This is a genomic window from Gilliamella sp. W8128 (genome assembly GCF_016100545.1).
Classification (GTDB): Bacteria; Pseudomonadota; Gammaproteobacteria; order Enterobacterales; family Orbaceae; genus Gilliamella; species Gilliamella apis.
Genome location: NZ_JACFSE010000003.1, coordinates 222,759 through 246,682, shown reverse-complemented (window position 1 = coordinate 246,682; position 23,924 = coordinate 222,759). Strand labels below are relative to the sequence as shown.

Annotated in this window: 26 protein-coding genes and 1 pseudogene; 26 read left to right on the top strand and 1 reads right to left on the bottom strand. The window is 36.6% G+C overall.

From position 1 onward, the window contains the following. Positions 1–5 precede the first annotated feature (5 nt). The 14 genes and pseudogenes from H3U97_RS04375 (at position 6) to H3U97_RS04310 (ending at position 10,499) form a co-directional block, all read left to right on the top strand. Positions 6–527: a terminase small subunit gene (locus H3U97_RS04375; protein WP_198198335.1), complete on the top strand. Its 522-nt coding sequence runs from the start codon at positions 6–8 to the stop codon at positions 525–527. Beyond that, positions 528–2,045, top strand: a complete 1,518-nt coding sequence (locus H3U97_RS04370; RefSeq protein ID WP_198198333.1) for a hypothetical protein — start codon at positions 528–530, stop codon at positions 2,043–2,045. After that, a complete protein-coding gene (locus H3U97_RS04365; protein ID WP_198198331.1) occupies positions 2,045–3,427 on the top strand; it encodes a DUF4055 domain-containing protein in 1,383 nt (460 codons plus the stop codon). Before H3U97_RS04370 ends, H3U97_RS04365 begins: the two co-directional genes overlap by 1 nt. 3 nt (positions 3,428–3,430) lie before the next feature. After that, positions 3,431–4,489, top strand: a pseudogene (locus H3U97_RS11580) (hypothetical protein); the annotation flags it as partial. A 917-nt stretch (positions 4,490–5,406) separates the two neighbouring features. After that, positions 5,407–6,177 (top strand): hypothetical protein, encoded by a 771-nt coding sequence (locus H3U97_RS04355; protein WP_198198327.1) that lies wholly within the window; start codon positions 5,407–5,409, stop codon positions 6,175–6,177. 14 nt (positions 6,178–6,191) lie between these two features. Then, the gene (locus tag H3U97_RS04350; RefSeq protein WP_198198325.1) at positions 6,192–7,169 is read left to right on the top strand and encodes a major capsid protein; all 978 of its coding nucleotides are present in this window, start codon (positions 6,192–6,194) and stop codon (positions 7,167–7,169) included. Positions 7,170–7,208: 39 nt separating this feature from the next. Continuing rightward, complete coding sequence (locus H3U97_RS04345; protein WP_198198323.1) at positions 7,209–7,688, top strand: DnaT-like ssDNA-binding protein; 480 nt, start codon at positions 7,209–7,211, stop codon at positions 7,686–7,688. Then, complete coding sequence (locus tag H3U97_RS04340; RefSeq protein WP_198198321.1) at positions 7,688–8,041, top strand: hypothetical protein; 354 nt, start codon at positions 7,688–7,690, stop codon at positions 8,039–8,041. The genes H3U97_RS04345 and H3U97_RS04340 overlap by 1 nt, the downstream gene beginning before the upstream one ends. Then, positions 8,041–8,493, top strand: a complete 453-nt coding sequence (locus tag H3U97_RS04335) for a hypothetical protein (protein WP_198198319.1) — start codon at positions 8,041–8,043, stop codon at positions 8,491–8,493. Before H3U97_RS04340 ends, H3U97_RS04335 begins: the two co-directional genes overlap by 1 nt. Positions 8,494–8,496: 3 nt before the next feature. Beyond that, positions 8,497–8,901, top strand: coding sequence for a phage tail terminator-like protein (locus tag H3U97_RS04330; protein WP_198198317.1), 405 nt, complete (start codon positions 8,497–8,499; stop codon positions 8,899–8,901). A gap of 13 nt (positions 8,902–8,914) precedes the next feature. After that, positions 8,915–9,574 carry a phage tail protein gene (locus H3U97_RS04325; protein ID WP_198198315.1) on the top strand — a complete coding sequence of 220 codons (660 nt, stop codon included), beginning with the start codon at positions 8,915–8,917 and terminating at the stop codon, positions 9,572–9,574. Positions 9,575–9,585: 11 nt separating this feature from the next. After that, complete coding sequence (locus H3U97_RS04320) at positions 9,586–9,897, top strand: phage tail assembly chaperone (protein ID WP_198198313.1); 312 nt, start codon at positions 9,586–9,588, stop codon at positions 9,895–9,897. 47 nt (positions 9,898–9,944) lie between these two features. Beyond that, positions 9,945–10,202, top strand: coding sequence for a DUF1799 domain-containing protein (locus H3U97_RS04315; protein ID WP_198198311.1), 258 nt, complete (start codon positions 9,945–9,947; stop codon positions 10,200–10,202). Positions 10,203–10,214: 12 nt separating this feature from the next. Next, positions 10,215–10,499 (top strand): hypothetical protein, encoded by a 285-nt coding sequence (locus H3U97_RS04310; RefSeq protein WP_198198309.1) that lies wholly within the window; start codon positions 10,215–10,217, stop codon positions 10,497–10,499. Positions 10,500–10,511: 12 nt separating this feature from the next. On the opposite strand, the gene H3U97_RS04305 is transcribed toward H3U97_RS04310, so the two are convergent. Next, positions 10,512–10,814, bottom strand: a complete 303-nt coding sequence (locus H3U97_RS04305) for a hypothetical protein (protein ID WP_198198307.1) — start codon at positions 10,812–10,814, stop codon at positions 10,512–10,514. A 171-nt stretch (positions 10,815–10,985) separates the two neighbouring features. On the opposite strand from H3U97_RS04305, the gene H3U97_RS04300 reads away from it, so the two are divergent. From H3U97_RS04300 to H3U97_RS04245, 12 genes are all read left to right on the top strand, one after another. Continuing rightward, a complete protein-coding gene (locus H3U97_RS04300; RefSeq protein WP_198198305.1) occupies positions 10,986–11,561 on the top strand; it encodes a hypothetical protein in 576 nt (191 codons plus the stop codon). 44 nt (positions 11,562–11,605) lie between these two features. Continuing rightward, the gene (locus H3U97_RS04295) at positions 11,606–14,653 is read left to right on the top strand and encodes a phage tail tape measure protein (protein WP_198198303.1); all 3,048 of its coding nucleotides are present in this window, start codon (positions 11,606–11,608) and stop codon (positions 14,651–14,653) included. Between the two features lie 3 nt (positions 14,654–14,656). Next, a complete protein-coding gene (locus tag H3U97_RS04290) occupies positions 14,657–14,995 on the top strand; it encodes a phage tail protein (protein ID WP_255548094.1) in 339 nt (112 codons plus the stop codon). A 61-nt stretch (positions 14,996–15,056) separates the two neighbouring features. After that, positions 15,057–15,791 (top strand): phage minor tail protein L, encoded by a 735-nt coding sequence (locus H3U97_RS04285; protein WP_198198298.1) that lies wholly within the window; start codon positions 15,057–15,059, stop codon positions 15,789–15,791. A 1-nt stretch (position 15,792) separates the two neighbouring features. Next, positions 15,793–16,515: a C40 family peptidase gene (locus H3U97_RS04280; protein ID WP_198198297.1), complete on the top strand. Its 723-nt coding sequence runs from the start codon at positions 15,793–15,795 to the stop codon at positions 16,513–16,515. Continuing rightward, positions 16,505–17,122 (top strand): tail assembly protein, encoded by a 618-nt coding sequence (locus H3U97_RS04275; RefSeq protein WP_065578841.1) that lies wholly within the window; start codon positions 16,505–16,507, stop codon positions 17,120–17,122. The genes H3U97_RS04280 and H3U97_RS04275 overlap by 11 nt, the downstream gene beginning before the upstream one ends. A 7-nt stretch (positions 17,123–17,129) precedes the next feature. Then, a complete protein-coding gene (locus tag H3U97_RS04270) occupies positions 17,130–20,450 on the top strand; it encodes a host specificity protein J (RefSeq protein ID WP_198198295.1) in 3,321 nt (1,106 codons plus the stop codon). Between the two features lie 5 nt (positions 20,451–20,455). After that, positions 20,456–20,728 (top strand): hypothetical protein, encoded by a 273-nt coding sequence (locus H3U97_RS04265; RefSeq protein WP_198198293.1) that lies wholly within the window; start codon positions 20,456–20,458, stop codon positions 20,726–20,728. Next, positions 20,728–21,417 carry a hypothetical protein gene (locus H3U97_RS04260; RefSeq protein ID WP_198198291.1) on the top strand — a complete coding sequence of 230 codons (690 nt, stop codon included), beginning with the start codon at positions 20,728–20,730 and terminating at the stop codon, positions 21,415–21,417. The genes H3U97_RS04265 and H3U97_RS04260 overlap by 1 nt, the downstream gene beginning before the upstream one ends. Further along, positions 21,414–21,593: a hypothetical protein gene (locus H3U97_RS04255; RefSeq protein WP_198198289.1), complete on the top strand. Its 180-nt coding sequence runs from the start codon at positions 21,414–21,416 to the stop codon at positions 21,591–21,593. The genes H3U97_RS04260 and H3U97_RS04255 overlap by 4 nt, the downstream gene beginning before the upstream one ends. A 61-nt stretch (positions 21,594–21,654) precedes the next feature. Beyond that, positions 21,655–22,983, top strand: a complete 1,329-nt coding sequence (locus H3U97_RS04250) for a hypothetical protein (protein ID WP_198198287.1) — start codon at positions 21,655–21,657, stop codon at positions 22,981–22,983. 1 nt (position 22,984) lies between these two features. Next, entirely contained in the window at positions 22,985–23,317 is a 333-nt protein-coding gene (locus tag H3U97_RS04245) for a tail fiber assembly protein (RefSeq protein ID WP_198198285.1), read from the top strand. Positions 23,318–23,924 lie beyond the last annotated feature (607 nt).

The following is a 23,924-nucleotide window of genomic DNA, read 5'->3' as shown; positions in this document are numbered from 1 at the left end:
TAAATATGGCAAAGCTCACAGACAAACAGGAGCTGTTTTGTCGTGAGTATCTAATCGATTTAAACGCGACACAGGCAGCAATAAGGGCTGGATATAAGGAAAGCTCGGCACAAGAACAGAGTAGCAGGTTGTTATCAAATGTTATGGTGCAAGGTTATATCATGGAGTTAAAGCAACAGCGCAATGACCGCAATAAAATAGATGCCGACTATGTACTAAAGCGATTAGTTGAGATAGACCAGATGGATATATTAGACATCCTCTCCCCATCGGGTGACTTCCTCCCAATTAAAGAATGGCCGAGAACATGGCGGACCACATTATCAGGATTGGATATTGCAATTATTGGAAGCGGAGACACTGAAGCGATTATGAAAAAAATTAAGTGGCCAGATAAAACAAAAAATCTTGAATTGTTAGGTAAACATATAAGTGTGCAAGCATTTAAAGAGAAGACCGAAACTACAGTTAACATGGCTGATGAAATGGCGTCACTAATGAAGGAGATATCCGACGAGGCAAATTAAATGGCAGCATCAAAACAATACTTTGATGAATTGAAAAAGAACCTCAAAGATAGATTCTGGCGATTAAACCATCTGTATTACATAACAGATAAAACAGGTAAGAAAATTAAATTCAAAATGACACCTGAGCAACTCGAATATTTTAACGGGATGCATACAAGGAATATCATTTTAAAAGCACGTCAACTCGGCTTCACTACTGAAGTATGTATTATTCAGTTAGACGCCGCATTATTTCAATCTGATAAATGTGCGTTAATTGCTCACAATCTCGAAGATGCAAAAAGGCTGTTTAGAGAAAAGGTTAAGTTTGCCTATGACAACCTACCTGAAATAATAAAACAAGCTAACCCGGCAAAAAACGATGCCGCGCGTGAATTAGTTTTTAATAATGGCGGCTCTGTTTATGTAAACACTTCATTTCGTGGTGGTACATTAAAATATTTACATGTTTCTGAGTTCGGTAAAATCTGCGCTAAATTTCCTGATAAAGCAAGAGAGATTGTCACAGGTGCTTTTGAGGCTGTAGCAACAGATTGTTTCATAACTATAGAAAGCACAGCTGAAGGTAAAGCCGGTTATTTCTATGATTACTGTAACACTGCGGAAAAGGCGTTCATTTTAAGGAAGTCTTTATCTGCACTTGACTGGAAATTTTTCTTCTTTTCGTGGTGGAAAAATCCTTTATATGCAATCAAGCCTGTTGAAAAACTGCCGCAAAGGTTAATTGATTATTTCGACAAACTTAAATCAAAACACAACATTAATTTAACAGAAGAGCAAAAAGCTTGGTATCACGCTAAAGAGAAAACACTGGGTGATGATATGAAGCGTGAATATCCATCTATACCAAGTGAAGCGTTCGAGCAATCAATAGAGGGCGCTTATTACGCAAGCCAATTCAGACAATTATATAGTCAAAATCGCATCACAATATTACCCGATAATAGTCATTTGGATGTTTATACATACTGGGATTTAGGTGTGGGTGACTCAACAGCTATTTGGTTTGTGCGTAAGGTTGGTGATGAGTTCCATATTATTGACTACTATGAAAATAGTGGCGAAGGGCTAAGACATTACATGAAGGTGCTTAAAAGTAAAGCGGAAGAGTTTGGCTATAAGTATGCAGAGCATTGGGCACCTCATGATATTGATAACCGTGAGTTGTCAGGTGATGGTAAAAGCCGAAAACAAATTGCTAAAGAAGGTTACGAAATTGACGGGGAAAAATACAGCATTAACTTTAAAGTCGTTCCCAAAAACAGCGTTGATGATGGTATCGAATCAGTTCGTGAGTTATTACCAATATGTGCATTTGATTCAGACAGATGTGCGCAAGGTATTGCTAGTTTAGAAGCGTATCGTAAAGCGTGGGATGATAAAAATGGTTGTTGGCGAGATAAGCCGCTACATGACCACGCATCACACGCCGCTGATGCATTCCGTTATTTTGCTGTTGCTAATCGTAATAGACGCAGACCAGCTTACACTATTAAAATGGATACAACATTCTAATGAAACATGATATTACATTCATTCGACCTGAGCATAAACAGGCATCAATACATTGGGAAACAATGCGAGATGTTTGTGCTGGTGCTGAAATAGTTAAATCAAAAAGAAATAAATATTTACCTTTTCTCGATCCTACCGATGAAAGCGAACGAAATAAGCGACGAAACCAAGATTATATCAAGCGAGCTGTTTTTTATAATATTACTGGTAATACTAAAATAGGGTTAATTGGAATGGCATTTCGAAAAGACCCGACGGTCAGCCTTCCTGATAAGTTAGAATACCTTAAAACGAATGCTGATGGTGCAGGAACAAGTATTTACCAACAATCACAGGCTACTCTTGAATCAGTGTTAGAGGTTGGAAGGCATGGGTTATATGTTGATTACTCCGATGATTCTAATGAGGCAATGATTTTGGTTTATAAGGCAGAGGATATCATTAATTGGCGAACCAAGCGCATTAATGGTAAAGATAAACTTGTTTTAGTCGTTTTACGTGAGGTTGTCGAAGAACCAGAAGATTATGGTTTTAAAGACATAACTCAGTATAGAGAATTAGCAATAGAGGATAATAAATTTATATGTCGTGTTTGGCGTCGAGCAGGAGAAAATAACAGCGGACCATTTGAAATTAGTTCTAATTATCTTCCAAAACCTAAAGGTCATGAGAATTGGGATGAAATACCTTTTACTTTTGTAGGAGCACAAAGCAACGACCCAACAATAGATGATTCGCCGTTATCTTCACTAATTGAAATCAATTTAGGACATTATCGGAATAGCGCTGATTATGAGGACAGCTTATTTTTCTGTGGGCAAGTGCAACCAGCTATTAGTGGGCTTGATGAAGGGTGGCGAGATCATTTGGAACAAAACGGGGTCAAAATAGGCTCTCGTACTCCATTAATGTTACCTCAGGGTGGTAGTTTTATCTATGCTCAAGCGCAACCTAACTCATTAGCGAAAGAGGGCATGGATGACAAGCGCAATTACATGGTAGCTCTCGGCGCAAGGTTAATTGAGCAAAACTCATCGGTAAAAACAGCTACTCAAGCTAATGGAGATCAAACCGCATCAACATCGGTACTTGGCATTTGTTGCTCTAATATCTCAGAGGCTTATACAACCGCCTTAAGATGGTGCGCTCATTATCTTGGATTAAATAGTAATGATGTTACTTATACAATCAATCAAGAATTTATTTCTAAAGTTGCTGATGCAGGGATGATTACAGCCATTGTTAGTTCGTGGCAAACTGGAGCAATTAGGGATAAAGATATGATTAGAGCGATGCAAAAAATCGACATCATTGACCCTAGTGCAGATCCTGAACTGGTTAAGCAAGAACTAAAGGACGCAGAACCTCAGTTTACGGGGTAGTTTATGACAATCAATAAAAAGCTCCGCAATGAAGCTATTTATCATCGGTTCAATCTTATTGGCTATGAGAATAATCTAATCAGAGAATCACTGAAATTACTGGATATTGTTGACAAAGAGTTAACAGCACAACTTTACGTTGCGCTAGAAGACCTATCACCGAGTGATTTTAAAATATCTCGTCTTGAATCAATACTAGCAAGCTCCAAATCTCTAAAATCTGTCTCTGATTACTTATTTGGTGAATTGAGTTCACTTAGCGAGCATGAAATCAATTACCAGTATTCATTATTCGAATCATTGTTACCTGATAATGTTAAAAGCAAGTATCCGCTAATGCAAATATCACCAAATCAGATATTTACAGCCGTTAAAGCTAAACCCTTTCAGGGGCGGTTATTATCTGAATGGGCGAGCAATATCGAGGATGATAGACTTAAACGAGTAGCTAACGCCGTTCGGACCGGTTACGCAACAGGTGAAACTACGGAGCAAATAATAAGAAGGGTGAGAGGCACAAAGAAAAACAAATATAAAGATGGTGTATTAGAGGCTAGCAAACGCAATGTGTCATCTGTCATTCGTTCTGCTGTCTCTCATACTGCGGCTATTGCTCGAGAATCATTTGGAAACGCTAACAGCGATATAATCAAAGGTAAACAATGGCTATCAACGCTTGATACTAGCACCACTCCAATGTGCATAATTCGTGATTTAAAAGAGTACACATTAGATAACACGCCTATTGGGCATGATATCCCTTATGGTGATGGACCAGGCAAACTACACTTTTGTTGTCGCTCAGTTGAAACCTTTATTCTAAAAAGCTATCGAGAATTAGGAATTAATATTGACGAAGCACCAAGTGGTACAAGAGCATCAATGGACGGGCAAGTTCCAGCTAAAACCTCCTATCTTGAGTGGTTACAAGCACAATCAAAAGAAAGACAGGAGCAAATTTTAGGTATAGAACGAGCAAGATTGTTGAGGGATGGGGAGATAGCACCAGAAAATTTCTTTACTCGTGACGGGCATTTGTTAACGCTTGAACAGTTAAAAAATAGAGAATGCATTGTTGATTCAACCGTTAACTTAAAAACGATTGAAGATATTGAAAATTGGATGGTAAAGAAAAAGATAGCTGATAGCGTTCAATTCCCTAAGGGAACTTCATTAGAAAGCGCGAAAGAAGTTGCAGAAATATCGTCAGATATTATTAGGCGGTTTAATTTACCTAAATTATCATGGCTTGGTACAAAAGAGGGCTTTTCAGATAGCGCTGCAGGAGCCTATTATATATCCCAAAACTCTATCCATATGGCATCGTGGATGTTAGATGCAAGCGAGTGGGAGGCAATTGCAGAAAATGCAGCTATGCTTGGGTATAAAGATGTAGTTATCCATGAACTTGCTTTATCACCAGATAAAAAACAGTTAGCTAAAATAATTTCTAACTTAGATGTCCTACCTTATGCTTCTGTTCAAAGTATTAAAGGTACAATAGCTCATGAGTTTGGACATTATTTATATTACCAGGATGAACGATATCTATCTCAAATAACTCAAACTGCATATAATGATAAATGGGCTTATGTGCTCAGTTATTATTCATCTGATTCAAATGAAGAGTTATTTTCTGAAAGTTTCGCTTTATATATGTTAGGTGATGAAAAATCAAAAAAACGTATCCATCCATTAATACTTGAGTGGTTTAAAAAACATGACAAACGATAATCTTAGAAAAGTACACGAATTGATTCAAAATAAGCCGTGGGGTGATGATATATTGGAGCAGATTCAAGCATTGATCGATAAAGAATCAAGCGTACCAATCAAGCGTATGATGTCAATGAGTATGAGCTCAGTAATAAATAAACTCGAAAATCAGAAAGTAAAACACAAATAAATTAAAACAATCCAATTTAAGGTCGCTATATGCGGCCTTTTTTATTTTAAAAAAACGATCCTAAGGGGACATCATGTTATTACAAAAAATTAATCGAAAGTTTTATTCACAGGCAGAGGAAGGCGGAGAAGCAGGCAGTGGAGGCTCTTCAATTTCGCCAGAAATTCAAGCGATGATTGATAAAGTTTCTGATGAAAAAACGCTAGGTTTAAAGAACAAAAACAGCGAATTATTAGGAAAGCTAAAAGATACGACAGAAAAACTTAAACAGTTTGAAGGTATCGACCCTGATGCGGTCAAAGCTATCTTACAGCGATTTTCAGATGATGAAGAAGCTAAACTAATTTCAGCAGGAAAAATTGATGAAGTTTTAAGTAAACGAACAGAGCGTTATAGAAACGAGTTCGATAAAAAACTTAAAGCAGAACAAGAAAAAGCTGATAACGCACAAAAGAAAGCTGAGAAATATAGTTCAATCGTTCTGAGCAACAAGATGACTAGTGCCGCATTAAAAGCAGGTGCGTTATCGGAGGCATTAGAAGATATAAGTTTACGTGCTAAGGGCATGTTTGTTTTAAGCGATGATGGCGAGGCTGTCGCAGTAGGACAAGATGGCGAACCTTTACTTGGCAAAGATGGTAAAACCCCTTTAACACCACAAGAATGGGTTGAATCATTAAAAGATAATGCACCGCATTTATTCCCAAAAGCTGAAGGCACTGGAGGTGGCGGTCATAAGTCTGGCGGTTCAAATTTAGTTCGTTCAAAGATGACCAGTTTGGAAAAGCATAATTACATCCAAAAATACGGTCAACAAGCATATTTAAAATTACCAAAAGAATAAGAGGAAGCTAAATAATGGCAACTACTACAAATAACGATTTAATCATTTATGATGACTTGGCGCAAACTGCTTTTTTAGAACGCCGCCAAGATAATTTAGAAGTTTTCAATACCGCATCAAATGGCGCAATTTTAATTGATAATGAGCTACTTGAAGGCGATTTTCGTAAACGAGCATTCTACAAAGTAGGAGGTTCAATTGAAAGCCGTGACGTTAACTCAACCGCTTCAGTGGCGGGCAAAAAAATCGGCGCAGGTGAAGCTGTAGGTGTAAAAGTCCCGTGGAAATACGGACCCTATGAAACTACAGAAGAAGCATTCAAGCGACGAGGTCGTGATGTGTCAGAGTTTTCCGAAGTAGTCGGTGTTGATGTTGCTGATGCAACCACAGAAGGCTATATCCAATATGCTATTCGCTCGACAATAGCGGCTATTGAGGCTAATCCAACGATGATTGCTAGCGCAGATATTGCAACTGACGGCAAAAAAACCTTAACCAAAGGTTTCCGTAAATACGGTGATAAATTTAATCGTATTGCTTTGTTTGTCATGCATTCAACAACCTACTTTGATATTGTTGATCAGGCTGTAGATAATAAAATCTACGAAGAAGCGGGAGTTGTTGTATATGGCGGTCAACCAGGTACATTAGGCAAACCCGTTCTTGTAACAGATTGCGCACCAACAGATGCAATTCTTGGTTTAGTCGCTAATGCTGTAAAAATTACAGAGTCACAAGCTCCGGGTTTCCGCTCATACAACATTGATAATCAAGAAAACTTAGCCGTTGCTTATCGCGCTGAGGGCACAGTAAATATCGATTTACTAGGTTATAGTTGGGATACCTCAAAAGGTGCTAATCCTGATTTAGCCAAACTAAGTGATAAAGTAAACTGGAAGAAACATTTTGACAGTGACAAATCTACGGCTGGTGTTTTAATTAAATTAGAAGCACCGTCACAGAATACAAGAGCCGCAAAAAATAATGCTTAAAAGTAAGGGCATAAGCCCTTATTTTTTAGGAGGCTATGAATGATAAACACCGATCCTAATTCTAACGACTTTAACAGTTATGCAAGTATTGAAGAGTTAGAAGCATTCGCTCAAGCTAGAGGCATTACTTTACCTGACAATAAAGAATCCTTACTTATTAAAGCTATGGACTATTTGAATGGACTTAATTGGGCGGGGAAAAAAGCTAAGCTTGAACAGCCTTTGTCTTTTCCAAGAAAAGATATTGTGCTAGACGGTTACCTTTTACCTAGCGGTGTTATTCCAGTTCAGGTTGCAAAAGCACAATGCATGCTAGCTATTGAAGCCATTGCAGGTGATTTACTTTCCAGCATTCGAGACGCACCAATTCAATCTGAATCAATAGCTGGAGCACTAAGTGTTACTTACGCTATAGATAAATCAGGCTTTATACCACGATATCCTGCCGTTATATCAACTCTTAGGGGGTTGGTAGTGGGTGAAGGATTTTCTATAAATTGCATCGCTGAGAGGGGCTAATGGGTACTTTATATGGTCGCTCATTGAGCACCGCATCAAGGCTACTTGCAAAGTATGGCGAAAAATACAGCGTGCACAGAAAAGGCAAGGTCTCTATTGTAAATGGTAAAGAGGTTGTAACAGAAAGTGTTACGTTCACCGCGATAGGCATTAAAAAGAATTATAAACCGATCGAAATTGATGGTACCGTCATTCAATCAGGTGATGTTGAAATGGTATTTTCTGCTGATAAAGAACTGGCTATAAACGATTTAGTGACTATCGACGGTGAAAAATACTTAATTAAACAACCTAACCCTGTCAAACCTGCTGATATTTTGATTTGCTACAAAGCCCAACTAAGGAAAGCGTAATGTCAAACAACAGCACTAATTTTCTGCAATCTATTAACGCATTTGTAGACAAAGCAAAGGCTAATAGTGAGTTAATAGTAAAAAAGGGGTGTATTAATGTTTTGCAAGACATTATCAGAATGTCACCAGTTGGGCAACCTGCAATCTGGAAAAGCAAACCACCTAAAAACTATTCAGGTGGGCTTTTTCGTGGTAATTGGCAAATCTCATTTGATATTCCTGTTACTAATGCTATTGACAGAATCGACCCGACAGGTATGGACACGTTAAAAGATGGGATAGAACAAATTGGACGGTATACTTACGGCGTTAAATCAGTCTATTTCACTAACAACCTACCTTATAGTGTGAGATTAGAGTTTGGACACTCTAAACAAGCGCCTAACGGTATCGTTAGAATTGCCGCCTTAAACACTCAAGCTCATTTCGACAACGCCGCAAAAGGAGGTTAATAATTGATTTCAACAATCTCTGAATTGCTTGAATCACACCTTTATACTATCGCTAATCAACTGAATTTACAGATTGTCTACGAGAATATAGCAGCAACACCCAACGATGAAATTTACCTTAAATCTAATATTCTGCCAGCTATTACAACCAGCTTTGATTTAGACGGCGAATCACGGATTTATAAAGGTGTTTATCAGGTAAGCGTTGTGGCTCCAATCAATACTGGTAAATCACGCTCTCAGCAAATAGTAGAATCAATAATCAAGCATTTTCAACTCAACCTTGAATTAAAAAAAGGTAATCTTTCACTTTACATCAATTCTGTACCAAGCGCATATCCTGCGATTACAGATAAAACCACTTACACAATACCAATCAGCATGAATTACCGTGCTGATACAATTTAATTGGAGAATTTATATGGCATTTGCATTACCTAACGGCTCACGTGTATACGTGCAAAAATCAAAAGATACAGCATTAGAATTTGAAACTATTTCAAATGCTAAAGAGGCTGTAGCGACATTAAAAGCTAATCATGGGCTAGTGGTTGGCGATGAAGTTATCATTACATCAGGATGGTCAAAAATTAATAATGCAGTAGCTAAGGTGACTAAAGTTAATAACACTGATGTTACACTCGGCAATATTAATACCAGTGACACCAAATCATTTCCAGAAGGGGAAGGTAAGGGGACTTTAACCAAGATTTCTGCATGGGAGCGATTACCGCAAGTCAAAGAAGTTGCAACTGAAGGTGGTGAACAACAATTTACTCAAATTCAATTTTTAGATGACGACGCAGAGCGACAGTTACCGACCATTAAATCAGCTAAAAGCAAAAGTTTTACCATTGCTCATGATAGCTCTTTACCTATTTATTCATTATTAGAGGAATTAGACCTTACTAATGAAGTTGTAGCAATGAAAATGTATGTGCCGAAGGCGAAAGAGACTCGTTATGATGCTGTCCGTGTTTCGTTTGACCCGACCCCAGCGACCACAATTAATGAGATTGAAACTGTAAAAATCAGCATGACAGTTGAATCACCGGCAATCACTTTCTACAAAGATAAATAAGGATAATATTAATGGCAAAATTCAAATTAGTAGCAGAGCCAACTTTTAAATGCAAAGTTTTAATTCCACGAGCTGGGCAAGAGGACGGAGAAATCGAATTCACATTCAAGCATTATATTCCCAAAGAACTAGAAAATTTTGAAACTGAGTTTGAAGGTAAGCCTTTGGTAGATTACCTTTTAAAAATAGTCAAAGGTTGGAGTTTGGATGATGAGTTTAATGAGGCTAATCTTGATACACTCATCCAAAACTATCCAGCATCAGGTGGCGCTATTATCAAAACTTATTCTCGTGAGTTATTCGGCGTACGAGAAAAAAACTAATAGCGCTCGTTACTGCACTATATACACCTGAGCCGTCAAAAGAAGAATTGGCGGCTTTCGGGTTAACTGAATCGGATTACGATGATGAATATGTAGAGATATGGCAAGATAATTTGGATGCTTTCAAGTTGTTTAAAGCCATGTCTACGCAGTGGCGAACGAGCATGAGTGGAGTGTTAGGTCTTGATTATAACTGTATGGGTTGGGTCATGAAGATTAATAATATTACAGAAAGTGAAACTATTTTTAACGACATTCAAATAATGGAAAACGAGGCGTTGAAAATTCTACATAAATCAAAATAGGTAGGTAGATAAATGAGTACAGATATGTTGGTTGATAAAATTCAATATAAAGGGCTTGATATAACACTAATGTACATGAGTGGTGACGTTCGCCCAAATTATACTGAATCAAAATACGGCTTCATACCAACCATTAAAATTACTGTTATTATTAAAGGTATTCTTAAGTTAATTCCTGATGCAGACGTTCGACTTAAATATGTTGAAGATTTAAATCCAAGCACTGTAATGGGTGATGTTTACAAAAATGCTTTTGAGTACGCTAAATCAATTATTGATGGAGGATATGCGGGATAACCCGCATATTTATTAATTTTCATATTTATCTAGTTGCTGATAAATGTGTAATACCTCACCATAGAACTGATGAGCATATTTTGAAATTTCTATATCTTTAGGGCTTTTTCCCGTTTTATCTGAGCCATAAATTTTATCAAGGCTTTTCATAATATATTCACCAAAATTTTCATGATTTGGTGTCATTTTTAAAAGTACAGCAAAATAAAAAGGCAAAACTTTATTGACTGCATTTTTATTGCTGTATAATATTTCAAATACCTTCTCAGGTTGCTCGTGAAGTTTTTTAAAAAAATCTAAATTGTCTTCGTACATATTATTTCCTCTTGAAGCATATCAACCATAACCTCGATTTAACTAACAACTATGCGGTCACATAGTTGGGTTGAATTGACATGGTAGATCAAATTTTATACAAAATAAATGACGGATTTTTTATTGCTCCAAATCCTTAAATAACATACCATTACCTAAAAAGGAGATGGTATGAAAAAGTTTATTTTGAAGTGTGTCGCTTTAATTGTGATACTAGCAGCCATAGGATGCATTATCATTTTTAATCATATTACTAGATATGTTCACGATGATGATTTGCTATATTACAAGTCCGCAGAATATTGTTCATCAATAATAAAAAAAAGCATTAATTCAGAGTCATTTTATTCTCCTAAAAAAATAACGGTCATAATCAAAAAAGCTAATGATGATGAACTGGAAAAATATATTTCTAAGAAAAAATTTGGATTGTATGAACAAGATTACAATAAAAAACTTTTAAGTCTATATAATTATAACGTACTACTTGATTATGATGACCAAAAAATATTTAACATAAATCCTGAATCTCTTGTGCTGTGTGAATTTAGCGTAATCCATGCTGATAATTATGGTTTTTACTTACCAAAGCTAGAAGCTATTACATTTAACGTAGAAAGATATTCGGGGACGGATTTATTGTTAATGTCCCCAGAAACCATTAAGCACAAAGAGCTAAATAAATCTAATTTTTGGGATAAAATAGATTATTTATTAAACAATAAACTTAGAATCATAAATGAATAACAAATTTTAAAGCATTAATTCAACCGCCTTCTGGCGGTTTTTTTATGTCTGGAGAAACAATGGCAGAGGCGATTACATCACTTACACTTGAAATCAATACACAAAGCGTTGACGAAGCAAGCAGAAAATTAGATGCATTCAGTAAAAAAGCAGAAGATGCGGCATCAGCTACTGATGAATTAACAGCGGCAAAAAAACGTTCACTAAATGTAACTGATGAAGAGTTAAAAGATTTTGAGCGTGTTTATCAGAATGCAGTAAAAGGTGCTAAAGCCTCTAGAATTGCGGCAGAACAAGAACGAAAGCTTGCGGCTGCTAGGAAACAACTTGCTGAATCTGGCGACAAACTTTATACAAGCTACAGGAAACAGATTGACGGATTAAACAATGTCAATACCGCATCAAAAGATTTAGAGAAAATCACTGGTCAATTAAAAGAGTCGTACAAATCTGGTGCTATTGATATCAACAATTATAATCAATTGCTATCTGATGTTGCAGTAAAACAAAAAGAAGTAACAATCGCGGAGACATTAGCAACTAAAGCCAAAACTGACTTTATCAATAAACTAAAAGCACAGGTAGCAAGTCAGAATTTAACAAAAGAACAATTACTAAGTTATCAAGCTGCGCAACTCGGTGTTAGTTCTTCGGCTGATATCTATATTAAAAAGATAGCACAAGCCTCTACTGCCACTAAAAATTACGAAACAGCGACAAGAACAGCAACAAATCAAGCCGCTAAAATGCAAATGCAGCTAATGAGAGGTAATTTTTCTGGCATGAATTCGCTTGGCATGTCGATGATCATGAAAAACGGTATTGGTAGCACTTTTAGCACGCTATTAACATCGCTAAATCCACTTAATATCGGTATTTCAGCAATGGTCGGATTGCTCGGTAGCATGATACCAAAATTGTTTGAAGCTGAGAATGCGACAGAGAAATTAGCTGATGCACATGAACGATTGAATAAAGTATTTGTTCGCAATAAAGATGGCGCAATAGCTCTTTCAGATGAAATTGCAAAAATTGCAAGGAGAAATAAAAAACTAGCTGATACAATGATTTTAAACGCTAAATTTTCAGCCGAAAGCGTTGTTAAAGAGTCAGTTAATGCGATAAATGATATTTTTGATAAATATAATAAACGAGCTTCTAACGAATTTATGTTGCCGACCGAATTTTCTGATGTGCTGAGGTCTGTAGATGCGTTAAAGAAAAGAGGCGTTGATCTTAATGAGTTGATGAATAATCTCTCATCATCATCTTATCAGTCATACGGTCATATTAAAATTTATTCACAAGAATTATCGAAGCAACTCGGCATAACAGAAGAAACTGCAGTTTCAATAATTAGTCTGATGTCTGATATAAAACAAGAAACAGACAAAATTAAAGCTGCCGAAAAACTCGCTGAACTGAGCGAAAAGTTACAAGATTTAAATAAATCTTCGGGTGGAAAGAATGAAAACTTACGCAATTTAGTTTCAATAATTTCAGAAATAACGGAGAGTGCACTGGAAGGCGCAGACGTATTATCATTGTTTAAAAATAAAATCAATGCACTTTCAACTGCCACGAATAATTTTGAGAGGTGGCGACGAGCTGGTATGTCACCTACAGAACGCGCAGCAGCAGATATTGCACAAATGCGCAAAGATGCATATGAAATAAACAAACATCTTAAACCGACAGATAAAGGATATATCACTGATGATGAGATGAAGAAAATTGAAGCTGGTATCAAAGCAAGTTCTTCAAACGGAAAAACAAAAGGCAACCATTTTAATGACCTTTTACAATCATCAAGACAGCAAGAAATCAGCTTGATGAATCAACTAAAATCATTACGTGAACAATCATTAACAGTCAACACTATCACATCTGAGCGTAAAAAATACTTTGACTTACAAGCGCAAATCGAGGTGCTGGAGAGCAAAACCGATAAAAGCAAACTTACTGCACAGGAAAAATATATTTTAGGTCACAAAGAGGCATTATTAGCACAGCAAGCGAAAAATGCGGCTTTAAGTGAAGAGATTGCACAATACGAAACAGCAACAAAAGCGCTTCGTAAAATGCAAGAGTACTCTACCAACTTGGTTGCAAAATCTCAAGCTGAACAGGCCACGTTTGGAATGACTTCTAAAAATGCTAGTCGTTACAATGAAATGTCAGAGTTAAATGCTCAGCGTGATATAGCATTGAAAGGAACTGGTAATCCTAATGAGATAGCCAAGGTTACTGAAGAATACAACAAGGCAAAAGAGGCGCTACAACAAAGCTGGCAATTGGAAGACAAAAATCAAGGCGATTGGCTAACTGGTTTGAAAGTGGGAATGTGTGAATTTGCGGAAGATGGGCAAAATGTATTTAAAGGTTTTCGTGATGTTGCAAATAATGCCATGAGTTCTATTAGTAGTGCATTAACTGATTTAGTAACAACAGGGAAAATGAATTTTAAATCATTAACAAAGTCGATTTTAACTAACATTATTGAAATTATTAATAAGTTGTTAGTTGCACAGGCAATTCAATCCGCAATGGGTTGGATGGGCGGTGGCTCAGGAGGCGGTGGAGCAGGAGCTGGAGCTGCTACAGGTGGGCTACAACAAGCCTATAGCGGTGGGCTAATTCATGGTTACGCTAAAGGTGGCGGTGTCGGTTATAGCGACGAACCTGGTGGGTTTACTGGTAATGGTAATAAATACACTCCAGCAGGCATTGTGCATAAGGGTGAATTCGTTTTTACAAAAGAAGCAACCAAACGACTTGGCGTAGCAAATTTATACGCATTAATGAGAGAAGCTCAGCACGGTTATGCAAAAGGTGGATATGTCAATCTTAGCCCAGCTTCACCAGTAGCTTTTACTAGTAAATCTAACAATTCATCAAGCGCTATTAATGTAACTACAAACGTGGCGATTAATATGCAGTCTAATAGCGATTCACAAGCCAACAAGACAGATATCAATGTGGCATCTCTAAGGCAACAGGTAAAAGCTATTGTTCAAGAGGACGTGAATGTCATGTTTGAAAAATCAGCTTCGCCTGGTGGAAATTTATATAACTTATTAAATAATAGGTAAATTATGGTGGATACATTCATATGGCGCACTATGGGTACTCCGAAGTGTACCGATTCAACTAATGTTAATGAAGCTAAATTCGGTGATGGTTATACTCAGTTATCCAGTAACGGTATTAACAATAATAGTGAAACATGGGAATTAACATATACGGGCGAAAAAGAAGAGATAGCGAAAGTTAGAGCCTTTTTAAATTCTCACATTATCAACTCTTTTAAGTGGATAAACCCATACGGTGAAGAAAAGCTGTATCGAGTTGTCAATAAATCAATCGAATCTGAATTTGCTGGCGGTAAAGTTGTTTCGCTATCGTTTCAGTTTGTACAATCCTATGCGCCTTAATTGCCATATTATTCCTACCAAATCCACAAATGTGGACCTTTTTATTATCTGGAGAAAATAAATGTCGATTACTCAAGACTTGCAATCGCTTGAAGGTAACCAATTAATACAGCTTATTGAGGTTGACGGAACTAAATTTGGACTTGATGAGGTTCTGCGATTTCATGCGCATAACATACCTCCGGATGGGTGGGCTTCTTTTGTTGCCGATAATTTACCGTCAATTCGTTGGCAAGGTAATGAATATTTGCCGTTCCCATACGAATTAAGCGGTATCGAATTAAGTAGTACAGGCTCACAACCGACACCAGAATTATCCGTAGGTAATATTGACGGTAGGGTGACTCGGCTTTGTCTTGATTACGATGATTTAGTACAAGCTAAAGTCAAGATTCATACTACGATGGCTAAGTATCTTGATTCGGATAACTGGAAAGAAGGTAACCCACAAGCCGATCCGCTTCAAGAACGTTTGCAATTATTTTTTATTAATAAAAAGAAAGAAGAAAGCAAAACGGTAATCAAGTTTGAACTTTGTTCACCATTTGATATTCAAAACTTGCAGCTTCCAACTCGCCAAATCGCTACAGTTTGTACGTGGTGTATGCGAGGTTGGTATCGAACTGGTACAGGTTGTGATTATGCAGGTAATAACTATTTTACTAAAGATGGGATACCGACCGACGACCCATCAAAAGACGAATGCGGTGGTTTACTAAAAGACTGCAAAGCAAGACATGGCAATAACCCCCTTCCGTTCGGTGGTTTTCCCGCGGCTAATCTTCAAGGTAAATAATATGCGACAAAGATTATTTGATTCAATTTTAAAACACGCTGAAAAAGAGTATCCGAACGAGGCTTGTGGGTTGATTGTTGATACAGGTAAAACACAAAAATTTATACCATGTAAAAACATGTCGGATAATCCAAAAGAGCATTTTCTAATTTCGCCCGATGAACAGCTAGAGGCTGAACAGCAAGGCGAAATCATTATGATTATACATTCTCACCCAGATTCGCCAATGCTCGTGCCGTCTGAGTTTGACCGTATTCAATGTGATTATTCAGGCATTGAGTGGGGCATTGTGTCTTATCCGGAAGGCGATTTTTGTACAATTTCACCACGAGTTAATCGAGATTATACTGGTCGTCAATGGCTACTTGGTTATGCTGATTGTTGGGCTTTGATCATGGATTATTATCAACGCGAATTTAATATCTCACTTAAAAATTATTCGGTTGCGCGAGAATGGTGGGAAGACGGAAAAGAGAATATTTATGACGACAACTGGCAAGCTGAAGGATTTATTGAGGTTGAATTAAAAGACATGAAAGTTGGTGACATGATAATGATGAAGCTTAATTCAAGCGTAACAAATCACGCCGCCCTTTATGTTGGTGATAATCTCATTCTCCACCATGCATTCGGTCAGTTATCTTCACGAACCCCATACGGCAAATATTTTCGAGATAGAACAGTCCGCATTGTGCGACACAAGGAGCGATTCGATGTTAAGTAGCGTTACTTTTAAAGGTTCGATGGCTAAACAATTTGGCAAAAGTCATCAATACGATGTCCAAAATATTAGGGAGTTATTGAGAGCGTTATGCGCAACCAAAAAAGGCTTCGAAAAATACATGTCCACCGCGCATTTAAAAGGCGTTAAATTTGCTTTTTTTGTAGATGGTAAAAACATTGGTATAGATGAGTTTGATATTAATGCAACTGGTAAAAACTACATGATTATGCCTGTGTCACAAGGCGCTAAAAGAGGTGGTTTTCTTCAAATTATTATTGGAGCAATTGCTTTAGTAGCGGCATTTTTTACAGCAGGAGCATCATTAGCCGCATGGGGGGCAGCAATGACAGCGGCTACTATTTCTGCCACCTCAATTTTAACAAGTATCGGTATCAGTATGATGCTTGGCGGTGTTGTTCAAGCATTAAGCCCTCAACCTAAATTTAAAGCGGGTACATCATCTCACGCTGAAAATAAACCCAATTACGCATTTGGTGCACCAGTTAATACTAACTCTGTTGGCTACCCCGTGCCTATTCTGTTAGGTGAACGTGAAATTGGTGGCGCATTTATTAATGCAGGTATTTATACGGAAGATCAACAATAGGTGAATTATGAAAATTATTGAAGGTCAAAAAGGTGGAAGTAAGAAACCGCACAAGCCTTACGAACAGCCAGACAACTTGCTTTCAACAGCTAAACTTAAAGCACTTATAGCATTAAGTGAAGGTGAAATCGAGGGTGGTTTAACGGCACAAAATATATTTATTGATAACACACCTCTGGCAAATCCTGATGACTCGTATAATTTTAAAGGTGTTCATTGGGAATTTCGTAATGGCAGTCAAACACAAGATTATATCCAGGGGATGCCTGAGGTCAGTAATGAATTGAGAGCTGGTTATAAAGTTAAAGCCAACAAACCTTGGGTGCGTTCCTTTTCTAACTTGGAACTTGATGCAATAAGAATAAAACTAAACCTACCGGTACATGTCCAATATCAAGATAATGGCGATTCACTTGGAACAATTACGCATTATGCTATTGATTTATCTGTTGATGGTAGTGTTTTCGAAACAGTTGTTAATGGTGCGTTCATCGGAAAAACAACGTCAGAATACCAACGAGATCACCGTATAAATCTTCCTAATGCCATTCAAGGCTGGACAATTCGTGTCAGACGAATAACTCCCGACTCAACATCAGGCAAATTAGTGAACGATTTTGGCGTTTTTTCTTATGCTGAAGTTATTGATAGTAAATTACGTTATCCAAATACAGCGCTACTTTATGTGGAGCTTGATGCAAGTCAATTTAATGGGTCTGTACCAAAAATAACATGCAAATTGAAAGGAAAATTAGTCCAAGTTCCCAATAATTACGATCCAGTATCACGAAATTATTTTGGTGAATGGAATGGTACTTTCAAGATGGCTTACACTAATAATCCCGCGTGGCTAGCTCATTATTTAATGCGTGATGAGATAGCGGGAATGGGATTAAGAATTGATTCCACGATGGTTGATAAATGGGCTATTTATCAAATTGCTCAATATTGTGATCAAATGGTTTCTGATGGCAAAGGTGGTAAAGAGCCTCGTTTTGCTTGTAATGAGTTTATACAAAGTCAACGTGATGCTTATACAGTCTTAAAGGATTTGGTCGCTTCATTTCGAGGAATGAATTTCTGGGGAAACGATCAAATTTATTTAACGGCAGATATGCCACAAGATGAACCCGATTTTATTTACCATTCTTCAAATGTTGTTGGTGATTTTGTCTATTCGGGCGGTTCGTATAAAAACCGTTATACATCGTGCTTGGTTGCTTATTCTAATCCTGATGACCATTATTGTGATGATGTTGAATCTGTCTGGGATCATGATTTAATGCGTCGTTATGATGTTAATGTTATGAAGCTAACTGCCATTGGCTGTACATCACAAAGCGAGGCGCAACGCCGAGGCCGCTGGGCATTGCTTTCTAACGTAAAAGATGGCATTGTGACCTTCACTGTAGGTCTGGACGGTTATATTCCTTTACCTACTCGTATTATTGGTATCGCCGATCCTTCGCGTTCGGGCAAAGAAAATGGCGGTAGAATTAATAATGTATCTGGCAGAAAAATCACTTTAGATAGACCGATTGATTACGATGTAGGGGACAGATTAGTAATTAATTTACCCGACGGAACCGCACAAAGCCGAACTATAAAATCAATTAGTGAAGATAAAAAAACAGTTACTGTAACAGCTAATTATAAAGTTCCCCCTGTTGCTGAAGCAGTTTGGTGTATTGATAGTGATAATGTTGCTATTCAATATTACAGAGTTACATCTATATCAGCAAAAGAAAACCAACAATTTACTATAACAGCAGTTCAACATGATCCTGATAAATTTAAATATATTGACGATGGCATACGATTAGAGCCAAAACCAATAACGGTGACACCTCCTGGTACTATATTAGCTCCTAAAAATATAATTATTTCTGAAAGTAGCCATGTTTCACAGGGTCTATCTGTAGCATCTATGAACGTAAACTGGGATAAAGTGGATGGCGCTACAAATTACGTTGCACAATGGCGTAAAGATAATTGCAACTGGATTAATATTGGAAAAACTAATGGCACTAGTTTCACCGTTAACGGTATTTATTCAGGTGTATATGATGTCCGTGTACGGGCGGTTAACGCTGTCGATGTTTCGTCTCCATGGGCTTACTCTGAATCTACAGCAATTAAAGGAAAAGTTGGGAAACCTGATAAGCCGATAAACTTTACTGCTTCAGATGATGTGATATTCGGAATTGATTTAAATTGGTCATTTCCAAAAGGTAGTGGTGATACTAGTCATACAGAAATTCAATACTCTACTAATGAAAACGAAGAAAACGCACTATTGCTGAGCAATATAACTTATCCAATTTTTAATTATTCTCAAACTGGGTTATCAATCGGACAGGTATTTTTTTATCGAGCGCGATTAGTCGATAAAGTCGGTAATACAAGCGATTGGACAGATTGGGTTAGAGGTATTTCAAGCACTAACACTTATGAGTTAACTGATCATATTTTCAATGAAATCAAAGGAACTGACGCGTGGAATTCATTAGTAGATTCTGTAGATAATTCGACTATTAGCTCAATAGAAAATGCAAAATCAATTATTGAAAATGCATTATCTAATGACATGGAAACTAAACGCCGAAGAATAGAAAACGGTCAGCTTTCCGCTGAAATTACTGAAACCAACGCTGTTTTATTATCTGAAAAAGAAGCTACAGCAATGATACTAACCGAATTGAAGTCAAATTTTGGTAATGTGAGTAGCAATTTAAGTGAGCTGAAACAGACAGTATCGGAACAAAATTCAGCAACAGCGCAGGCAATTCAATCTATCAACACAAAAGTTGGTGACGTTTCAACCTCAATATCTGATGTTAGTAAAACGGTAAATAATTTAGATGGAAAAATTTCCGCATATCGAACAATGAAGGTTGAAGTTGACAATAAAGGTCAACAGTATGTTGCTGGCATGACGATGGGGGTTGAAAATACCGATAAAGGTATGCAGTCTAATGTTATCTTTTTGCAAGATCGTTTTTCAATAATGAATGCGGCTGGAGGAAATCCTCAAACAGTTTTCACAACACACGGCAATCAAGTCATTATTAATGATGCTGTTATAGGTGATGCTTCAATTACTAACGCTAAAATTAAAGACGCATCAATAACTAGTGCTAAAATTGCTAGTTCAATTCAATCTGATAATTACTCTCAAGGCAGAACGGGGTGGATTTTGCACAAAAATGGACAGTTTGAAATAAATGGGATGTTTGAAGGGCAAAGCAAAGTATTAATTAATAATCAGGGAGTAAAGGTCTTTGATGAAAGAGGCACGTTACGCGTTAAATTAGGTAAATTGAGGTAGATAATATGTTTGGAATACAAATTTTTGATGATGATCAGCGTGATGTTATTAGTTTCATCCAACCTATTTATATTTTGGATTTTTTCCATATAGATGCATGGACTAATGGACAAAAAACTTACTCTTTTGAAAATGATTTATTTACTTTTAGCTGGGTTTCATCTTTTGGTCAAAGTGATTCTAACGCATTTCTAAATGTTGAAATTTTTAACAACACTTTAAAATGGGCTTGCGGTGGATATTCTTTTGATATTTTTGTTTTTTTAAGGGCTATATAATGAGTTATGGGTTGATTATAAGGGGTAATGATGAAAAAACATTTATAACTCCGAATGTTACTCCTATGAATTTTATAAAAAAAATCATAATAAATGTACCTGCTTCTAGGAACAAACAGAAAATAAGTGTTAATACTTTCATTCCTGATAGATATATTGTTTTACCATTTATTCGGGCAGTTAATTTGAGGTGGAGGACAGCAAGTGCTAGACTAATTCAATCTAATCCGATAAATGGCTATAAAACATTTATAATTGACGCTGATTCAGAGGGCTTTGAGTTAGAAATTTATTTGTTTGCGAATTTTATACCAAAATTAACGAATTATGGACTAGAAATATATAATAAAGGTCAAGATTTGGTTTACAATAATATTTGCCAACCGCTTGAGATAAAATTTTGCCCAAAACCTGATCATTATTTTTTTGGTCAAAATGGGGAGAGGAAATTAACAGATATGATAATGATTGAACAAGGTTTCCCAGTAGCCGCTCTTTGTACTAGTTACGGTTTAAAATCTTTTACTATTGGTGCTAATGGAGGGCATATTACATACCATATCTTCTCAACAGCTATAGGAAGCCAAGTTGGTTTGCATCTGATGTATTATACATCAAGCGATAAATATCAGTATAATTATCCCCAAATAGGAGATATAGCTTACATTGACACGAGGAAATATCAATGAAAAATTTTTTATTAGTAAATTTATGTTTCATTTTATCTATTTTTCTATCCGCTTGTACACCGGGTTTGAGTGAACAGCAAAAAAATAGTAACCAAATTTCTTGTGATGTAGCGCCTATTGGCGCAAGACCACATGTAGATTGCCAACCATCAGGTGGCGGCGCGAGAGGTCGATAAATAAAATATAAATTTAATAACCGCATAAAGCGGTTTTTTTACGTCTAAAATGAGGTAAATTATGGCGTGGTATAAAGAAGGTTCTATAACATTGGAGCAAAACAGCAAAAAAGTCATTGGTAGCGGGACAAAATGGACTAATCCGCTGATTGGTATTTGTTCTGGTCAAATGCTAATTTTAAAAACGCAAAATACAATCGAAATATACGAAATTGCATCAGTACAATCTGACACTGAATTAACATTAGCTAAACAGTATGACGGCGAAACAAAATCAGGTTTAGACTATGAAATACCAACCGTCCCAAAAGTATCAATAGAAGCATTAGCGTTGCGTATATCTGAAATGCTCAATTACTATCAGCAACAAATGGAAGGTTGGCAGACAGCATTAACAGGTGAAGGGGAAGTTACTGTTACAGCTCCCGATGGCGGAGTTGTCACTATTAAGTCACAGTATTCAATACAAAAAGAATTAATACAGTTGGTTGAACAATCCAAAGATTTTGCTAGTTCAGCGAACAAATCATCAGCAACAGCAACAGAAGCGGCTAGTATAGCAGTAACAAGTTCAAATGAAGCTAATCGCTATGCAGATAATGCAAGAGATTCGGCAACCGAATCTAGTCAGTCAGCTACAAACTCGGCAACTAGCGCAACTGAAGCTAAAGCATCGGAAACTAATGCTCAATCATTTGCAGATGAAGCAAAAGCAAGTGCTGATAAGGCAAAAGAATGGGCATCAACAGTTGATAATTCTAATTTTATTCAAAAAAATGGAAATGAAAAACAATGTATCAATGGTCAGTTAGACGTTAATTTATTAACAGAAAATGGCGATAGAGTATATTCACCTAATAATAAACCAACACCAGACATTATAGGTGCGTTACCATCTATTAGAAGTGTAGTAAATGGCGTACCTACCTACTCAGTAGGTGATCATGTTGAGTTTGAAAAGACGCTAACAGTTGGTGGTAAATCTGTTATTACTGATTTAACTGACGTTGATAATAAAATTGAGTTAATCAACACTGAGTTATCTAATACTAGAAATCAAATTAATACTCTCAATAATCGTATTTACGTTGTTGAGTCATATTGTGATGGTTATAGTTGGTACCGTGTCTATTCAGATGGTTTTATTGTGCAATCAAGCACAGCATTAATAGGAATACCGAATGCAAATGTGGTTTGTGGCACATTAATTAATTTGCTGAAACCAATGAGAACGCTCCACTATGGAGTTTCCATTGATAAACTCTATAGTGGAGCTTGGGGAATGAATGCATTTTCGTCCTCTGAATTGTATCAATCATCATTTTGGTTAGCTGCATACTCAACTATAGCGTGTGACGGTTGGATCAGATGGACAGTACAAGGATATTAATATGACAATTACAAATCAAGAATACGCCGAAGCTGCGATAAAAGCTAACGAGGCTGGTAAGGCGTTAAAAATTAAAGATGGCAAGTTAATTTTTATTGAGCCTGAGCCAATGAGGTTAACGAATGAACAAATAATTACTCAAAATCAGCATATTAAAGAATCGTTATTGAAAGAAGCCAACAGCGAAATAGATATACTCAACGATAAAATAGAGTTCGATGATGCCACTGATGACGATGTAGCAATGTTAAAAAAATGGAAACTATATCGAATTAATCTAAAAAAATTAGATGTATCAGATATCAACGTTATTTTTCCAGAAAAGCCACAATAGCCTCTGCAGTCATAGCATCAATCTTCAACTTACAATACTCTACAGCATCAGACAACATCACAAAATCGGCGATATCGTATAGTGTTTTCTGCGTTTGATAGAACACGTAATTGTGCTCGTCGTCGCTGTTGATAATGTAGCACTCGCCCGATAAAATCTTCGGGCGTATGTAAATTGGTAGCGTGTAGTTTATTGTTATCATGATGAGTAAGGTTAGAATTTTTTGGGTATTTTATATTGATTGTGTTTTGATGTGAAATTGTGAAGTGAGATTTAAATAAATACTGATGACGGTATTTTTGACGGTAGGTGCAAATTGGCATTGTTATAATTAATTGAATTTAAAAGAATTGATATTAATTTCAATAATTGAGTGGGAGTAAAGACTTTTTTAGTTGATAACTAATTATAATTAGTGTATCTAAAAGCCAGTGATATTAGTTATATCACTGGCTTTTTTAATTATCTAATTTTGTATTGCTTATTTTTTTACAAATTTATATTATTATTTTATTAAATTTTAGCAAAAGTTAGATCTTTTAACTCTCGGTTAAGAAAATAGCAATAATAAAATTTTGCTATACAAACAAATATTAAATTAAGTTAT

Excerpts from the sequence above, each read along its gene's own strand:
- H3U97_RS04325 (WP_198198315.1), top strand. The coding sequence starts at position 8,915 with ATGGCATTTGCATTACCTAACGGCTCACGTGTATACGTGCAAAAATCA.
- H3U97_RS04335 (WP_198198319.1), top strand. The coding sequence starts at position 8,041 with ATGTCAAACAACAGCACTAATTTTCTGCAATCTATTAACGCATTTGTA.
- H3U97_RS04285 (WP_198198298.1), top strand. The coding sequence starts at position 15,057 with ATGTCGATTACTCAAGACTTGCAATCGCTTGAAGGTAACCAATTAATA.
- H3U97_RS04345 (WP_198198323.1), top strand. The coding sequence starts at position 7,209 with ATGATAAACACCGATCCTAATTCTAACGACTTTAACAGTTATGCAAGT.
- H3U97_RS04245 (WP_198198285.1), top strand. The coding sequence starts at position 22,985 with ATGACAATTACAAATCAAGAATACGCCGAAGCTGCGATAAAAGCTAAC.
- H3U97_RS04260 (WP_198198291.1), top strand. The coding sequence starts at position 20,728 with ATGAGTTATGGGTTGATTATAAGGGGTAATGATGAAAAAACATTTATA.
- H3U97_RS04350 (WP_198198325.1), top strand. The coding sequence starts at position 6,192 with ATGGCAACTACTACAAATAACGATTTAATCATTTATGATGACTTGGCG.
- H3U97_RS04250 (WP_198198287.1), top strand. The coding sequence starts at position 21,655 with ATGGCGTGGTATAAAGAAGGTTCTATAACATTGGAGCAAAACAGCAAA.
- H3U97_RS04275 (WP_065578841.1), top strand. The coding sequence starts at position 16,505 with ATGTTAAGTAGCGTTACTTTTAAAGGTTCGATGGCTAAACAATTTGGC.
- H3U97_RS04300 (WP_198198305.1), top strand. The coding sequence starts at position 10,986 with ATGAAAAAGTTTATTTTGAAGTGTGTCGCTTTAATTGTGATACTAGCA.
- H3U97_RS04280 (WP_198198297.1), top strand. The coding sequence starts at position 15,793 with ATGCGACAAAGATTATTTGATTCAATTTTAAAACACGCTGAAAAAGAG.
- H3U97_RS04355 (WP_198198327.1), top strand. The coding sequence starts at position 5,407 with ATGTTATTACAAAAAATTAATCGAAAGTTTTATTCACAGGCAGAGGAA.
- H3U97_RS04290 (WP_255548094.1), top strand. The coding sequence starts at position 14,657 with ATGGTGGATACATTCATATGGCGCACTATGGGTACTCCGAAGTGTACC.
- H3U97_RS04255 (WP_198198289.1), top strand. The coding sequence starts at position 21,414 with ATGAAAAATTTTTTATTAGTAAATTTATGTTTCATTTTATCTATTTTT.
- H3U97_RS04320 (WP_198198313.1), top strand. The coding sequence starts at position 9,586 with ATGGCAAAATTCAAATTAGTAGCAGAGCCAACTTTTAAATGCAAAGTT.
- H3U97_RS04295 (WP_198198303.1), top strand. The coding sequence starts at position 11,606 with ATGTCTGGAGAAACAATGGCAGAGGCGATTACATCACTTACACTTGAA.
- H3U97_RS04340 (WP_198198321.1), top strand. The coding sequence starts at position 7,688 with ATGGGTACTTTATATGGTCGCTCATTGAGCACCGCATCAAGGCTACTT.
- H3U97_RS04365 (WP_198198331.1), top strand. The coding sequence starts at position 2,045 with ATGAAACATGATATTACATTCATTCGACCTGAGCATAAACAGGCATCA.
- H3U97_RS04270 (WP_198198295.1), top strand. The coding sequence starts at position 17,130 with ATGAAAATTATTGAAGGTCAAAAAGGTGGAAGTAAGAAACCGCACAAG.
- H3U97_RS04310 (WP_198198309.1), top strand. The coding sequence starts at position 10,215 with ATGAGTACAGATATGTTGGTTGATAAAATTCAATATAAAGGGCTTGAT.
- H3U97_RS04375 (WP_198198335.1), top strand. The coding sequence starts at position 6 with ATGGCAAAGCTCACAGACAAACAGGAGCTGTTTTGTCGTGAGTATCTA.
- H3U97_RS04265 (WP_198198293.1), top strand. The coding sequence starts at position 20,456 with ATGTTTGGAATACAAATTTTTGATGATGATCAGCGTGATGTTATTAGT.
- H3U97_RS04305 (WP_198198307.1), bottom strand. The coding sequence starts at position 10,814 with ATGTACGAAGACAATTTAGATTTTTTTAAAAAACTTCACGAGCAACCT.
- H3U97_RS04370 (WP_198198333.1), top strand. The coding sequence starts at position 528 with ATGGCAGCATCAAAACAATACTTTGATGAATTGAAAAAGAACCTCAAA.